Here is a 13,851-nt window from a genome sequence, read left to right as displayed (position 1 = left end):
GGTGCTGCCGTGCGATTGACGCATTGCTCGATCCGCTATTCTACTCCTCGAGAGAGAAACACACCGGGCAGGAAACCATGACCAAAGCAACAACAGTCAAAAGCGTCGAAACGCTCGCCTGCGATGCCGGCTGGCGGAATTATCACTTCGTCAAGGTGACGACCCAGGACGGGCTGGTCGGCTGGAGCGAATATGACGAGGGCTTTGGCGCGCCCGGCGTGACGGCGGCAATCGAGCGGCTGTCGGCGCGGGTGGTCGGCAGGAACGCGTTCCAGCATGAGCGGATCTATGCCGAGCTGTTTGCCGCGACGCGTCCGGCCGCCGGCGGCGTGGTCGCGCTGGCGCTGGGCGCGATCGAGAACGCGCTGCTCGACGTCAAGGCCAAGGCGCTCGGCGTGCCCTGCTACGACCTGCTCGGCGGCAAGATCCGCGACCGCGTACGAGTCTACTGGTCGCATTGCGCGACGTGGCGCATCAATCATCCCGACTGGTACAAGCCGGCGATCACTGATCTCGACGGCGTGAAGGCGATCGGCCGCGAGGTGCGCGAGAAGAAATTCTCGGCGATGAAGACCAACATCTTCGTCTACACCGACGGCAAGCCCCAGGGCTGGCGGCCCGGCTTCGGTTCGCCGTTCGAGCCCGAGATCAATGTCGACCGCACCGTGCTGCGCAATCTCTGCATGCATCTGGAAGCGATCCGCGACGGCGCGGGGCCGGACGTCGATCTGCTGCTCGACCTCAACTTCAACGCCAAGACCGAAGGCTATCTGAAGATCCTGCGCGCCATCGAGAAGATGGACATGTTCTGGGTGGAGATCGACACCTTCAACCCGCAGGCGCTGGGCTATATCCGCCGCCAGAGCCCGCATCCGATCTCGTCATGCGAGACGCTGCTGGGCCTGCGCGAGTTCCTGCCCTATTTCACCGAACAGGCGATGGATGTCGCGATCATCGACACGCCCTGGAACGGCGTCTGGCAGTCGATGAAGATCGCCAATGCCGCCGAGCATTTCGAGGTCAACGTCGCGCCGCATAATTTCTACGGCCACCTCTGCACCATGATGAACGCGCATTTCTGCGCGGCAGTGCCGAACTTGCGGATCATGGAGACCGACATCGACCGCCTCGCCTGGGACCACGAGCTGTTCACCCATGTGCCCGAGTTCGTCGACGGCCATCTCGTGATTCCGGATCGCCCGGGCTGGGGTACCGAGCCGAACGAGGAAGGCCTGCGCGCCCATCCGCCGAAGAACAAGGGCGGGTTGTTGAACTACGGGCTGAAGAAGTAGGTCTCTCCACACCGTCGTCCCGGCGAAAGCCGGGACCCATAGCCACCGCTGCGTGATGTGAACGGGACTATTGCCCCAGCGGCGTGCAACAACTGAGAGTTGGGGTAATGGGTCCCGGCCTTCGCCGGGACGACGCAATACTCAATCACCGTGCCTCAATTATCATCCCGCACCGTCGCGAATGCGCTGTCGATCACGTCGCCGATCGGCTGCCAGGCGTTGCCGTCGAACTGCACCAGCCGCATCTGCTTGATCGGGCGGAAATCCTGCGGGCCGGTGTTAATGACGATGCCCGGCAACGCGACCGGGGTGTGGTAGTTCCGCAGCGACGCCGCCTGCCGCATGATGTTCTCGCGCGACAGGTCGTCGCCGCATTGGCGCAGGACCTGGAGCAGCGTGTCCGCCGCGGCGTAGCCGAACACGGCATAGAGATCGTCCTTGTCGCCGTCGGGGAAATACTTGTCCATGAAAGCGAACCACGCCTTGATCTGCGGATCCTCCTTCCAAGAGGCATCGCTGGCGTCCTTCAGGAACGACGTCGAGATCACGCCGAGTGAATTCTGCAGGCCCGCCGGCCGCAACGCGCTGGCGATCGAGGCCGACGCATTGTCGAGGATGAACACCGGGTGCCAGTCGAGATCCGCGGCGCTGCGGATCGCACGCGCGGCGATCGCCGGCGCGCCGTCGAACACCAGGATGTCGGCGCCGGAGGCCTTCAATATTCCGAGCTGGTTTTCGATCCTGGTCTCCGACGCGTCGAAGGCAAGATCGGCCACGATCATGCCCGCGGTATCGCCGAGGCCCTCCTGCAACCCCTTGAACAGGTCGCGGCCGAACTGATCGTTCTGCCAGAGCACGGCGATCTTGCGATCGGGATAGGACGCCTGGATGTAATTGGCATAGATCCGCCCCTCGGCGCGGAAGGTCGGCTGCCATCCCATGGTCCACGGATAGGTTCTGGGATGCGCCCATGCCTCGTCGCCCGAGGCGACGAAGAGCTGCGGGACCTTCTTCTCGTTGAGATAGGTCCGCGTCGCCAGATTGTCCGGCGTGCCGAACGAGCCGAACATCAAAAGCACGTTCTGCTTCTCGACGAGATCGCGGGTCTGCTCCATCGCGGTCTTCGGATTGGAGCTGTCATCGACCGAGATGAACCTGATCTTGCGCCCGTTGATGCCACCACGCTCGTTGATCATGTCGAAATAGGCCGCTTCCGCCCGCCCGATGGTGGCGAACGCCGCAAGCGGCCCTGTGTAGGGCATGATGTTGCCGATGCGGATGTCGTTGTCGGCGGCGGTCGCCGGTGCCTGCTGTGCGCGTGACGGCGTGGCGGAGACCAGCGCTGCCGCCAGGACAAGGGACATCGACAATACGGTCTGTGTTCTTGTTTGTATCAACATCGCCACAAACGCCGGCAACGCGACCGGCGCTCCTCCCGAGCGAGCCAAGCTTATCGCCCTAGGCAACGGCGGAAAAATGAAATGTTGATGGCGGAGTTCCGCTCAGCGCAAAGTTATGTCGAGCCAGCCGAGCGCATTGACCACCACGCGATCGTCAGTGTCGACCAAAACCGTCGTGGTCTCGGCCTCGATGATCGCCGGCCCCATGAGCGACTGGCCAGGCTTGAGATCGTCAAGCGCATAGACCGGCACCTCGCGCCAGGCGCCGAACCAGGCCTGCCGCTTGCCACGCGGCGCGCACGGCGCGGTTGACGTCACCCGGCCGACGTCGCCGCCCGCTGGCGCGACCTTGCCGACGGCCGCGACGCGCGCGTTGACGAACACCACCTCCTGACCGCGCGAGGCGTAGGTGTAGAGTTCCTCGTGGCGGCGATGGAAGCGATCCTCGATCTGCGCGACCAGGTCGGCAGCACCGAGATCGAGGTCGCCGAGCGGCACGTCGATCTCGAACACCTGCTCGCCATAGCGCATCTCCGCCGAGCGCTCGATCGCGATATCGCCCTTGAACCAGGAACGCAGCCGACCTGCGGCCTGCGCCTCCAGCCCGGCGAACAACGCGCGCACCTCGTCCGCGGAAATCCGGCCCGTGCCGTAATGCGTGCGGCTGACCTCGTAGCGGAGGTCGCTGGTCAGCATGCCCCAGGCGGAGAGAACGGAGGCGACGGTCGGCACGATGATGCGTTTGATCTCGAGCTCGCGCGCCACCTCCGCGGCATGCATACCGGCCGCGCCGCCGAAGCTCAGCAATGCGAATTTCCGCGGATCGACGCCGCGACGCAGCGTCATCAGACGGATGCCGTCGGCCATCTTCAAATTGATCATCTTGTAGATGCCGGCCGCCGCCTCGAGCCGCGACAGCTCGAGCGCTTGCGCGATACGATCGACTGCGGCCTCGGCGGCTGCACGATCGAGCGGCCGCGCGCCGCCCATGAAGGCGGCGGCATCGAGATAACCGAGCACGACATTGGCGTCGGTGACGGTGGCGGCGGTGCCACCATTGCCGTAACAGGCCGGGCCCGGCACCGAGCCTGCGCTCTCCGGCCCCACCCGCAGCGTGCGGCTGCCGTCGACGCTCGCGATCGAGCCGCCGCCGGCCGCGATGCTGGCAATGTCGAGGCTGCGCAGCGCAATACGCTGGCCCGCGAGCATGCCGTCGGCGGACAGCGAGGCCTGGCCGTCTGATATCAGCGAGATGTCGGTCGAGGTGCCACCCATGTCGAACGGCACGAGATCGGGAATGCCGAGCATAGCCGCACAACGGCGGCTGCCGGAGATGCCGCCGGCCGGCCCCGACAGCACCGTGCCCGCGGCGAGACGCGAGGCCTCCTCCACCGGCGCCATGCCGCCATGCGACAGCACAACGAACAGCGAGCCCGCAAAGCCCGCTTCATGCAGGCGTTGCTCGAGATTGGTGAGATAGCGACGGACTGTCGGTTCGACATAGGCGTTCACGATCGTGGTCGAAACGCGCTCATATTCCTTGATCTGCGGCAGCACGTCGCTCGAGCGCGACACGGTGATATCAGGCAGTTCGTGCGCCAGACGTTCGACCGCGGCGAGCTCGTGCACCGGATTAAGATATGCGTGCAGGAAGCACACCGCGACCGAGGTCGCGCCCGACCGCTTCACGTCGGCGATCGCATCGTCGAGCGCGGCAGCATTCAGCGGGATCACCGCGCTGCCGTCCGCCTTCAGCCGCTCGCGTACGCCGAAGCGGCGCTCGCGCGGAACCAGCGGCTCGGGCGGCGGCGTGCGCAGATCGTAGCGGTCGGGCTTCAGACCTTCGCGCATCTCGACGACGTCGCGATGGCCCTCGGTGGTGAGCAGCGCGACCTTGGCGCCCTTGCGCTCCAGCAGCGCATTGGTGGCAACCGTCGTGCCGTGCACGAGGCGATCGGTCTCCGCCAGGATCGCCGCGCGCGTCACGCCGAGCCGTCGCGCGAGCTCTTCCAGCCCCGCCATGACGCCGATCGACTGGTCGGCCGGCGTGGATGGCGACTTCGCGAAAACGGTGCGTCCGGTTTCATCAGTGGCAACCAGGTCGGTGTAGGTGCCGCCGATGTCTATTCCGATCGTGAACATGCTCGCCTACACCGCTTTCGAAACCAGACCCTGGGCTGCGTCGCGCGCACGCGCCTCCGCCGATCGCTGCTCGGGCGGCCCCCAGCCGCCGCCGCCGGAGGAACGGACCTCGAGGCAGTCGCCGGGGCGCAGCTCGATGCCGACCTCCTTGGTCTTCAGCACGCGCGGCGCGCGGCCCTCCGACAGCAGGCGATAATGGTGCGGCTCGCCGTCCTTGCCGCCGAGCATGCCGCAGGGGCCGTGGCGCGCGCCGTCGCCGGCGGTGTTGCCCTTGGCGGGTTTTTGCGTCTCCAGCACCATGTCGAGCGCGACGCCGAGGCCGCCGCGATGCTGGCCGTCGCCGCCGGAATCCGGACGGAATTCGTGCCGGCGGAAATGCAGGGGAAAGCGCACCTCGGCGACCTCGATGCTGCCGAACTTCAAGCCTCCGACCGTGTGCCATTCGCCGATCGACGAATAGCCGTCGCCGCCGATCGAGGCCCCGCCGCCGGGCCGCGCCTGGAACATGTGCCAGATGAAGTTTCGTCCGTTGCGCGGGTCTTCGCCCTGGATCGCGATGCGGAAGCGGCGGCCCCAGCCGCCCATCACACGGTCCGGACAGGATGCCGACATCGCCTTGACGATCGCTTCGACAATCTCGTTCGAAGGATGGCTGGTGCACAGCGTGACGGGACGGCCGGGATCGGCCCAGACGATGGTGCCCTGCCTGGCCACCACCTTCAGCGGCCGCAGCGCGCCGGTGTTCTTGGGGATGTCGGCATCGATCAGATAGGCAAAGGCCATCGCGACCGCGGCCTGCATGTTGGCGTGCGACGAATTGACGAAACTCGTCGACTGCGGGTCCGAACCGGTGAGATCGACCTCGATATCGCTGCCCTTTTTCGTCACCTTGGCCGCGATCTTGATGTCAGTGCGGCCGTGGCCGTCGTCGTCCAGGAAAGCTTCGCCGTAGAACACGCCGTCCTTCCAGCTCGCGACTACGGCGCGGGTCTGCTGCTCGGTGGCATCGAGGATCGCCTCGATCGCGGCCTCGACAACCTCGGCACCGAACTCGCTGAACAGTTTCGACACCCGGCGCTCGCCGAGATGCGCGGCGCCCAGCATCGCCGCGAGGTCGCCACGGAATTCTCTGGGGTTGCGGATGTTCAGCGCCAGCAGGTCGAGCAGATCCTCGCGCGGCTTGCCGGCCTCGTAGAGCTTGATCGGCGGAATGCGGATGCCTTCCTGGTAGATCTCGGTCGCGCCGGGATTGTAGGCGCCATGGGTGGCGCCGCCGATATCGCTCTGATGCGCGCGCACGATGGTCCAGAGCAGCCGCTTGCCGCTGTCGAACACCGGAACGAAGGCCGTGAGATCGGGCAGATGGCTGCCGCCCTGATAGGGATCGTTGAGCAGGATGACATCGCCCGGTGCGACATCCTTGAAGCGTTCCTCGACCGCCAATGTCGCCCAAGGCAAGGCGCCGACATGGACCGGGATGTGATCAGCCTGCGCGATCAACCGGCCACGCGTGTCGCAGATCGCCAGCGAGAAATCGCGGCTGGAATTGAGGATCTGCGAATAGGAGGTGCGAAGCATGGCTTCGCCCATTTCCCTCACGATCGAAGACAGGCGATGCTGAACGACGGAGCGGGTGATCGGATCGATCTTGGCGGGCGCGGTCACGTGACTTCCGAAAGCGGTGGAACGAACCGCTATCTTATCGCCGCCGTCGCCGAGGTATAGACCCAAAACAGCACGGTCCCGATGAGCAGCGCGCCTGCCATGTACAAGAGCATCGCGGGCAGTCCGTACAGCGCCGCGACGCCGGCGGTGCTCGACTGCATCAGCGCAGCGCCAAGGAAGAAGGCGAGGTTGACGGCCGACAGTGCCTTGCCGGTGTTCTGGGGATCGACGAGCTGCCGCGTCATGCCGTAGAGCAGCGGCTGCGCCGAGGTGACAAAGCCGATCAGGATCAGCAGCACGAGGTCATATTGCGACGGCATCGCGGCGACGCCGAACAGGTTCGAGACCGGAAAATGCGGGGCGCCCGCGGCCATCAGCACGAACAGCAGCGCCGCCAGCGCATGACTGCCGCCAACCACGGCGCGGCGATGCCCGAACTTGCGATCGAACACGCCGATGCAAATCGGCCCGACCGTCATTGCCAGCGTGAACAGGCCGAGCACATTGCCGGCCTCGATGCGGCTCAGGCCCTTCACATCCATCAGCCACGGTCCGCCCCACAGCGCACGCAGCGCCAGCACGACGCCGAGCGAGACCAGCGACAACGCGATCACCCCGCGCAAGCCGCGCGAGACGCCGAGCCGCAACACCTCGACCATCTGATGCAGCGGCGACGAATCGTCCGCATGCGCGGCGGGCTGCTGCGGCACCAGCGCGAAGACCGCGATCAACACGGCGACGCCGAGACCGGCCGACCCCCAGAACCCGGCCCGCCAGCCGAACTGGTCGACGACGAAGGCAAGCGGACTCGACGACAGCAGCATGCCGGTGTTGCCGATCGAGAGGATCAGTCCGGACCACAGTCCGAACTTCGCCGCCGACATCTGCTTGGCCGCGAGCGTCATCGGGCACATCAGCATGCCCGAGGTGGCGACACCGAGCAGAATCTGCCCGAGCAGGAACGTCGCCGGCCCGACCGCGAGCGCCGACACCAGCGCGCCGACGATCGTTCCGATCAGAAGGCTGATCGACACCGGACGCACGCCGAAGCGGTCCATCGCGGCACCGACCGGAACCTGCGAGGCGGCGAAGGAGAAATGATAGATCGAGGTGAGGCTCGCCAGCACCTGCGGCGAGGTGCCGAAATCGGACGCCATCAGGTCGAGGCTGATCCCCGGAATTGTCCGCAGCAGGGTCGACAGCATATGGCCCGAGGCCAATGCCAGAAGTGCAAGAATCAGTGCGCGGAAACCGATCCCCGCCTCTTCCGTTGCCGCCGCGCCGTCCACGATTCGTCCAATCCCCAAACGTCTGGGGAGGGCGTAACATTATTGGGCAGCGGGTGCCAACTTTCGAGGCACCAGGATTTCAGTTCAGCCTATCGGGCGTACCTCACCTCTCCCGCTTGCGGGGGAGGTCGGATCGCATCGCCAGATGCGATCCGGGTGGGGGCTGTCTCCATTCCGGGATTGTCACTCGCGGTGAGATCCCCACCCCAGCCCTCCCCCGCAAGCGGGAGAGGGAGTGCACCTTCCACCTGGTTACTGCTTGTGGAACACCAACGTCCTCAGCTCGATGCTCTCGCGCAGCGGCGCGTCGGCCGGCGTGGTCGGATCGATGAACGCGGTGTGCGGCCCAAAGCGGGTGCGGCCGTCGGTTGCCGAGTCGTAGCATTTGAGCAGGATCGCCTCGTCCGGCGTCATCTCGGGGATGTAGAACCAGCGGTGGTTCGGATTGTACTTGACCGAGTAAGTTTCGCCGCTGCGGTTCGGATAGATCAGGTCGGAGGCGACGAGATCCTCGGGCGCAACCGTCGTGCCGTCAGCCATCGCGAGCGGTGAATCGCGCAACGGTCCGCGGATCGGACGCCACAGATTGATCACCTGCACGCGGCCCTTCACCAGCTCTTCGGCCTCGTTGGGCAGGTGTTCGAACACGCGGTTGCGGCCGGACACGGCGGTCTGGTCGACGTGGACGCGGGTCGCAGGCTGACGGGGTCCGGCGCCGCGGACATCGGCTGCGCCCTCGACGCGCTTGCGCACGGTGTGATCGAAGATGAGGACACGGTCCGCCTTCAGCGTCGCTTCAGGAAGGCCTCGACGGCGGGGTAGTAGACGTTGCGGACCTCGTTGTCGTCGTAGAAGTTCTTGACGACGGTCGGATGCTTGACCAGCGCAAATCCTTCGCGGTCGAGCGAGAAACTGTTGGCGATCAGGCGTCCGTCGAAGATCGGGACGTTGTGGGGTTCAGGCAGCGCGGTGGATTTGGGTTCGCCGGGCGGCGGATCGTAGGCGTAGGTCCGGGGCTTGCCCGGCGTCGGCGCGAGATAGTTGAGCTCAGCGGTAACGAACGGCAGCGACTCGATCTGAGTTTGTTGAAGGCCCATGGTGATCTCCCGAACTCTATTGTTCGTCTTTTTGATTTTGGCGGCGCGAGGAGGACCGGCAAGGCCGCGGCGAAAATAGCAACGTTGCTATTCCGAACTGTGAGGCATAGGGAAAATCCTTGTCGGCGCCTGACACCGGACGAACGGATATTCCTGGGATCACGGTTTCGTTAGCTTAGCGGCACGTCGCCTAGAAGCGCTTTGTACGCGGCTTCACTTCACCCCACGAGCGAGAACCTGAACCCGCGGCTCACCTTCACCTCCCCTTGCCTTGCGCTGATCGTCACGGTTCATCCGGCCCGTGAGACCTTGTTGGCGCTGGTTTCGGCTTGATACGGTGCTGTCCGGGATCATGCCCACGGAGACAACAAGGAGAACAACAATGAACCTATCAATGAAGGACCGCGTCGCCGTCGTGACCGGCGGCAGCAAGGGCATCGGGATCGCGGTGGCGCGCCGGTTTGCGGAATCGGGCGCCAAGGTGGCGATCCTCGCCCGCGGCGCGGCCGATCTCGCAACCGCGCGCGAGATGCTGGCCAAGGACGGGCTCGCGGTACGCGATTACGTCTGCGACGTCTCGAAGGCCGCCGACATTGCTAAAGCCCACGACCGGATCGTCGCAGATCTCGGCGGGATCGACGTGCTCGTCAACAACGCCGGGACGGCGCGCACCATGGCCTTCGAGAGCATCAGCGACGAGGCCTGGCAGGAAGATCTCGACCTGAAGCTGTTCGCCGCGATCCGCTTCAGCCGGCTGGTCTGGCCGGGGATGAAGCAGCGCAAATGGGGCCGCATCATCAACGTGCTCAACACCTTTGCCAAGGCGCCGGCGGGCCACTCCGCGCCGACCTCGGTGTCGCGCGCCGCTGGCATGGCGCTGACCAAGGTCATGGCCAATGAAGGCGGCGAGCACAATATCCTGGTGAATGCGCTGCTGGTCGGCCTGATCATGAGCGATCAGTGGGTCAAGCGCCACGCGGCGCAAGCGCCGAACACGGATTTCGAGGAGTTCGCGAAGGGCCTTGCCAAGGGCACGCCGCTCGGCCGCATCGGCACAGCGGAGGAGTTCGCCAACCTCGCCTGCTTCCTCGCTTCCGAGCAGGGCTCCTACATCACCGGCACCGCCATCAATGTCGACGGCGGTCGATCGCCGGTGGTCTAGGGCGCCGATCCCGATTCAATCAGGACCGGCGCTCCAGGTCTGCTTTGGCGCGTTTTCTCCACGCGAACCGGCGTCCGCTTCGCTCGAAAACGCTCTCGCGGGCAGGCAACCTACGGCAGAAGCTACGGCTCAAAAGCAAAAGGCCTCCGTCACCGGAGGCCTTCTATTCTTAAACCGCGTCCTTGGCGGCCTTGACCGGCCGTGCGCGGACGATCTTCCGGGCCGGCTTGGCCTTGAACATCATCTCTTCGCCCGTGAAGGGGTTGGTGCCCTTGCGCGCCTTGGTCGCAGGCTTCTTGACCACGACGAACTTCGCGAAGCCGGGAACGAGGAACACCCCGTTCTTCTTCAGCTCCTTGTGGCCGACATCGACGAGCGTGTCCAACACGTTCTTGACATCGCGCTTGGAGAGTTCGGTGGTGGTCGCGATCTTTTCGATCACTTGCGACTTCGACAATTGGGTAGCCATGGTTGCTCCATTGATTCTGGAGTGGGCACGATATGGCGGAAAATGCCGAAAAAGACAGGGTTTTCTGCACTCCCCACAGCAATATCGCTGTGGACAGCCCCCGAATCAGCGATTTTTTCGGGGTTTTTCCAAGTCAAGGCGCTTCAGACCCCTGAAAAAACAGGGTTTGCGCGCATCCCGGCACGCGCAAAACCGGCTCCTGAGAGAATCACTGCGCACGCTTCGCGCCGTCAATGCGCGGCATGACGCAGGGCAAATGCGAGTTGCGGAACGCCGTGGCGCGCGACTTCAGGTTTTTGGAAATGATCCTCCAAAAGGCCGAGGCTTTAGAAAATGACTCGCGTTCCCTTTCCATCGTAACATCGGCGAAGGCCCGCCGTGATCAGATGGCAGGCGATCCGACGTAGCCTTTATGTAAGCCTTGGAGACCCGCGTATGGACTTGACCCGCCTCGAGATCAACCGCCGCACCGCCCTTTTGACCTCGGCCGCCATCGCGGCCAATGTCATCAATCCGATGCGGGCCTTTGCGCAGGAGACCCCGCGCAAGGGGGGCGTGTTCAACGTCCATTACGGCGCCGAGCAGCGCCAGCTCAACCCGAGCATCCAGGCTTCGACCGGCGTCTACATCATCGGCGGCAAGATCCAGGAGAATCTGGTCGACCTCGACGCCAACGGCCAGCCGGTCGGCGTGCTCGCCGAGAGCTGGGAGGCCACGCCGGACGGCAAGACCATCACCTTCAAGCTGCGCAAGGGCGTCACCTGGCACGACGGCAAGCCATTCACCTCGGCCGATGTCCAATTCACCGCCATGAACATGTGGAAGAAGATCCTCAATTACGGATCGACGCTGCAGCTCTTCCTCACAGCGGTCGATACACCCGATCCGCAGACCGCGATCTTCCGCTACGAGCGGCCGATGCCGCTGAACCTGCTGCTGCGGGCGCTGCCCGACCTCGGCTATGTCTCCGCCAAGCATCTCTATGAGAGCGGCGACATCAGGCAGAACCCGGTCAATCTGGCGCCGGTCGGTACCGGTCCGTTCAAGTTTGTCAAATATGAGCGCGGTCAATATGTCATCGCCGACCGCAATCCGGACTACTGGCGCCCCAACGCCCCCTATCTCGACCGCATCGTCTGGAAGGTGATCACCGACCGCGCTGCCGCAGCCGCGCAGATGGAGGCCGGCGAGCTGCAGTACAGCCCGTTCTCCGGGCTGACGATCTCCGACATGGCGCGGCTCGGCAAGGACAAGCGCTTCATCGTCACGACCAAGGGCAATGAGGGCAACGCACGCACCAACACCATCGAGTTCAACTTCCGCCGCAAGGAACTGTCCGACATCCGCGTCCGCCGCGCCATCGCGCATGCGATCAACGTGCCGTTCTTCATCGAGAACTTCCTCGGCGACTTCGCCAAGCTCGGTACCGGGCCGATCCCCTCGACCTCGACCGACTTCTATCCCGGCCCCAACACGCCGCAATACCCCTACGACAAGGCCAAGGCGGTCGCGCTGCTCGACGAGGCCGGCTTCAAGGCGACCGGCGGCAATCGCTTCTCGCTGAAGCTGCTGCCGGCGCCGTGGGGCGAGGACATCTCGCTGTGGTCGACCTTCGTTCAACAGTCGCTCTCCGAGGTCGGCATCCAGGTCGACATCGTGCGCAATGACGGCGCCGGCTTCCTCAAGCAGGTCTATGACGACCACGCCTTCGATCTCGCCACCGGCTGGCACCAGTACCGCAACGACCCCGCGGTCTCGACCACGGTCTGGTACCGCTCGGGGCAGCCCAAGGGCGCGCCGTGGACCAACCAGTGGGGCTGGGAGGACAAGACCGTCGACACCACCATCGACAACGCCCTGACCGAGCTCGATCCGGTCAAGCGCAAGGCGCTCTATGCCGAGTTCGTCAAGGAGGTGAACACGGAACTGCCGGTCTGGATGCCGATCGAGCAGATCTTCGTCACCGTCATCACGGCGAAAGCGCGCAACCACTCCAACACGCCGCGCTGGGGTTCGACGAGCTGGCACGATCTTTGGCTTAGTGCATGAGGCGGCGCACCTTGCATCTCCCTCGCCCCGCTCTTGCGGGGTCGAGACGAGCGAAGCTCGCTCTTAGAGGGTTGGGGTGAGGGGCTCTCTCCGCGGGTGATGTGCGTGGATAGTCCTGTACCCCCTCACCCGGATCGCATCGTGCGATGCGACATAGCCGAAGCTTTGCTTCGGCGTCTCTTTGACGGCCGCCGGAGGCGGCCTATGCCTCTCCCCGCAAGCGGGGCGAGGTGACTATGGGGCCAGCACCAGCACTTCTCGACGCGCACCAGTGTCCACTCCGTTCGAAAGCGCTATACATAACCGATGCGTATCCTGAGCCTTGCGGGGCGGCGGCTCGCCGCCTCGATACCGACCCTTGTCCTGATCCTGATCGGCGTGTTCCTGCTGCTGCAGCTCGCGCCGGGCGACACCGTCGACGCGCTGATGGCGCAGATGGGCGGCGGCGACGCCGCGACCGCGGAGGCGCTGCGCAAGTTCTACGGGCTTGACGTCTCGGTCCCGGTGCAGCTTGCACAGTATCTGTGGCGGCTGGTGCGGCTCGATCTCGGCTTCTCCTCGATTTACGGCAAGCCGGTGGCGACCGTGATCCTGGAGCGGCTGCCGCCGACCATCCTTTTGATGACCGCGTCGCTGTCGTTCGCGTTCTTCTTCGGCCTGGTGTTCGGCGTGATCGCCGCGCGCGGCGTCAATCGCTGGCCTGATACGCTGATCTCGACGCTCGGCCTGATCTTCTACGCCACGCCCTCCTTCTGGTTCGGCCTGATGGCGATCGTGGTGTTCTCGGTCTACCTGCAATGGCTGCCACCGGGCGGTTTCGAGGACATCGGCACCGTGCAGACCGGGATCTGGCACCTGCTCGACATCGCCGCTCATCTCGTGCTGCCGACGCTGACGCTCGGGCTGATCTTCCTCGCGGTGTATCTGCGCATCATGCGCGCCTCGATGCTGGAGGTGCTGAACCTCGACTTCGTCCGCACCGCGCGCGCCAAGGGGCTGGACGAGACCCATGTCATCACCCGCCACGTGCTGCGCAACGCGCTGCTGCCGATGGTGACGCTGATCGGGCTGCAGGCCGGCACCATGCTCGGCGGCTCGGTCGTCGTGGAAAGCGTGTTTTCGCTGCCCGGGCTCGGGCGCCTCGCCTATGAGTCGGTGGTGCAGCGCGACCTCAACACCCTGCTCGGCATCGTGTTCGTCTCCGCCCTACTCGTCATCGTCGTGAACTTCGTCGTCGACCTGCTCTACGCGCGGCTCGATCCGCGCATCGCGGCGGAGGGCTAGCG

General features: G+C 64.9%; 10 protein-coding genes and 1 pseudogene. 5 read left to right on the top strand and 6 right to left on the bottom strand.

Annotated elements, in window-relative coordinates; genetic code table 11:
- Nucleotides 1-77 precede the first annotated feature (77 nt).
- Entirely contained in the window at nt 78-1,292 is a 1,215-nt protein-coding gene (locus MTX19_RS11715) for a mandelate racemase/muconate lactonizing enzyme family protein (protein ID WP_280983723.1), read from the top strand.
- 155 nt (nt 1,293-1,447) lie between these two features.
- Here MTX19_RS11715 and MTX19_RS11710 read toward each other — a convergent pair whose 3' ends face one another.
- From MTX19_RS11710 to MTX19_RS11690, 5 genes and pseudogenes are all read right to left on the bottom strand, one after another.
- Nucleotides 1,448-2,656, bottom strand: coding sequence for an ABC transporter substrate-binding protein (locus MTX19_RS11710; RefSeq protein ID WP_348638278.1), 1,209 nt, complete (start codon nt 2,654-2,656; stop codon nt 1,448-1,450).
- Nucleotides 2,657-2,794: 138 nt separating this feature from the next.
- Nucleotides 2,795-4,834: a hydantoinase/oxoprolinase family protein gene (locus tag MTX19_RS11705; protein WP_280983721.1), complete on the bottom strand. Its 2,040-nt coding sequence runs from the start codon at nt 4,832-4,834 to the stop codon at nt 2,795-2,797.
- A gap of 6 nt (nt 4,835-4,840) precedes the next feature.
- Nucleotides 4,841-6,499 carry a hydantoinase B/oxoprolinase family protein gene (locus MTX19_RS11700; RefSeq protein ID WP_280983720.1) on the bottom strand — a complete coding sequence of 553 codons (1,659 nt, stop codon included), beginning with the start codon at nt 6,497-6,499 and terminating at the stop codon, nt 4,841-4,843.
- 29 nt (nt 6,500-6,528) lie between these two features.
- Nucleotides 6,529-7,788, bottom strand: a complete 1,260-nt coding sequence (locus MTX19_RS11695; RefSeq protein ID WP_280983719.1) for an MFS transporter — start codon at nt 7,786-7,788, stop codon at nt 6,529-6,531.
- A 252-nt stretch (nt 7,789-8,040) separates the two neighbouring features.
- Nucleotides 8,041-8,885: pseudogene (locus MTX19_RS11690) on the bottom strand (CmcJ/NvfI family oxidoreductase).
- Between the two features lie 382 nt (nt 8,886-9,267).
- On the opposite strand from MTX19_RS11690, the gene MTX19_RS11685 reads away from it, so the two are divergent.
- Nucleotides 9,268-10,047: an SDR family oxidoreductase gene (locus MTX19_RS11685; RefSeq protein WP_280983718.1), complete on the top strand. Its 780-nt coding sequence runs from the start codon at nt 9,268-9,270 to the stop codon at nt 10,045-10,047.
- Between the two features lie 169 nt (nt 10,048-10,216).
- Here MTX19_RS11685 and MTX19_RS11680 read toward each other — a convergent pair whose 3' ends face one another.
- On the bottom strand, nt 10,217-10,516 hold the full coding sequence (locus MTX19_RS11680; RefSeq protein WP_280976603.1) for an HU family DNA-binding protein: 300 nt from the start codon (nt 10,514-10,516) through the stop codon (nt 10,217-10,219).
- 233 nt (nt 10,517-10,749) lie between these two features.
- On the opposite strand from MTX19_RS11680, the gene MTX19_RS11675 reads away from it, so the two are divergent.
- From MTX19_RS11675 to MTX19_RS11665, 3 genes are all read left to right on the top strand, one after another.
- Nucleotides 10,750-10,923, top strand: coding sequence for a hypothetical protein (locus MTX19_RS11675; protein ID WP_280983717.1), 174 nt, complete (start codon nt 10,750-10,752; stop codon nt 10,921-10,923).
- 28 nt (nt 10,924-10,951) lie between these two features.
- Entirely contained in the window at nt 10,952-12,565 is a 1,614-nt protein-coding gene (locus tag MTX19_RS11670; protein WP_280985972.1) for an ABC transporter substrate-binding protein, read from the top strand.
- A 306-nt stretch (nt 12,566-12,871) separates the two neighbouring features.
- The gene (locus MTX19_RS11665) at nt 12,872-13,849 is read left to right on the top strand and encodes an ABC transporter permease (protein ID WP_280983716.1); all 978 of its coding nucleotides are present in this window, start codon (nt 12,872-12,874) and stop codon (nt 13,847-13,849) included.
- The last annotated feature ends 2 nt before the right edge of the window (nt 13,850-13,851 follow it).

Source organism: Bradyrhizobium sp. ISRA464 (assembly GCF_029910095.1).
Lineage (GTDB): Bacteria > Pseudomonadota > Alphaproteobacteria > Rhizobiales > Xanthobacteraceae > Bradyrhizobium.
Note: the sequence above shows the minus strand (reverse complement) of the source record. Positions and strands in the feature narration are given on the sequence as shown.

Bases quoted from the DNA above. Each gene is read 5' to 3' on its own strand.
- MTX19_RS11715 (WP_280983723.1), top strand. From the start codon at position 78: ATGACCAAAGCAACAACAGTCAAAAGCGTCGAAACGCTCGCCTGCGAT.
- MTX19_RS11710 (WP_348638278.1), bottom strand. From the start codon at position 2,656: ATGTCCCTTGTCCTGGCGGCAGCGCTGGTCTCCGCCACGCCGTCACGC.
- MTX19_RS11705 (WP_280983721.1), bottom strand. From the start codon at position 4,834: ATGTTCACGATCGGAATAGACATCGGCGGCACCTACACCGACCTGGTT.
- MTX19_RS11685 (WP_280983718.1), top strand. From the start codon at position 9,268: ATGAACCTATCAATGAAGGACCGCGTCGCCGTCGTGACCGGCGGCAGC.
- MTX19_RS11680 (WP_280976603.1), bottom strand. From the start codon at position 10,516: ATGGCTACCCAATTGTCGAAGTCGCAAGTGATCGAAAAGATCGCGACC.
- MTX19_RS11675 (WP_280983717.1), top strand. From the start codon at position 10,750: ATGCGCGGCATGACGCAGGGCAAATGCGAGTTGCGGAACGCCGTGGCG.
- MTX19_RS11670 (WP_280985972.1), top strand. From the start codon at position 10,952: ATGGACTTGACCCGCCTCGAGATCAACCGCCGCACCGCCCTTTTGACC.
- MTX19_RS11665 (WP_280983716.1), top strand. From the start codon at position 12,872: ATGCGTATCCTGAGCCTTGCGGGGCGGCGGCTCGCCGCCTCGATACCG.